Annotated in this window: 2 protein-coding genes; both read left to right on the plus strand. The window is 71.2% G+C overall.

What is annotated here, in order from left to right; genetic code table 11:
• Positions 1 to 441: type II toxin-antitoxin system RatA family toxin (locus CCN42_RS37930; protein WP_107427717.1), on the plus strand; the 441-nt coding region annotated here is incomplete at its 5' end.
• Positions 438 to 805 (plus strand): flavin reductase family protein (locus CCN42_RS37935; RefSeq protein ID WP_143662174.1); only part of this gene is annotated, 368 nt, incomplete at its 3' end. The genes CCN42_RS37930 and CCN42_RS37935, both read left to right, overlap by 4 nt.

The raw sequence follows: 805 nt of genomic DNA on the forward strand, positions 1-805 counted from the left end.
GTCTTCGAGCGGCTGCGGGACTTCGCCGCCTACCCGAAGTACACCGACGCCGTCCGTGAGGTGACCGTCACCGACACCGGCGGCGACACTCTGGACTCGGACTGGTCGGTGAACTTCCGCAACGGCATCCTGTGCTGGTCCGAACGTGACCGCATCGACGCCGCCAACCTGTCCATCGAGTTCACCCAGACCGACGGCGACTTCGACCGGTTCGACGGCGCCTGGACCGTGCACGGCCACGACGACGCGGTCAGCGTGCGGTTCACCGCCCGCTTCGATCTCGGCATGCCCAGCCTCGCCGCCATCATCGACCCGATCGCCCGCCAGGCCCTCGTCGAGGCCATCGGCCTCATCCTGCGCGGCCTGCTCGGTGAGCACATCACCCTCACCACACCGGAGGCGGAACCCGTCGGCACCGCGGCGGGAACGGACACGCCGTGACCGGCGCCCTCGGTACCGCCGCCGCGCTCCCTCACCAGGCCATGGCGCCGGTGACGGAGCGGGGGTTCAAGGACGTCCTCGCGAACCTGCCCTCCGGCGTCACCGTGCTGACCACGAGCGAGACCGACGGGACCGCTCCGGCGGGCATGACAGCGAGCGCCGTGTGCTCCCTGTCCCTGGACCCGCCGATGATCCTGGCCTGCGCGGCCAACCACAGCCGCACACTGGCCCGCATCCGCACCACCGGGGTCCTGGCCGTCAACGTCCTGCGCGAGAACCAGGCCCATCTGGCGCGGCGGTTCGCCAACCCGCACCTCGACCAGGACACCCGCTTCGCAGCCACCGCCCACCGCCTGGAGGACGG

This window comes from Streptomyces glaucescens (assembly GCF_002154375.1).
Taxonomy (GTDB): domain Bacteria; phylum Actinomycetota; class Actinomycetes; order Streptomycetales; family Streptomycetaceae; genus Streptomyces; species Streptomyces glaucescens.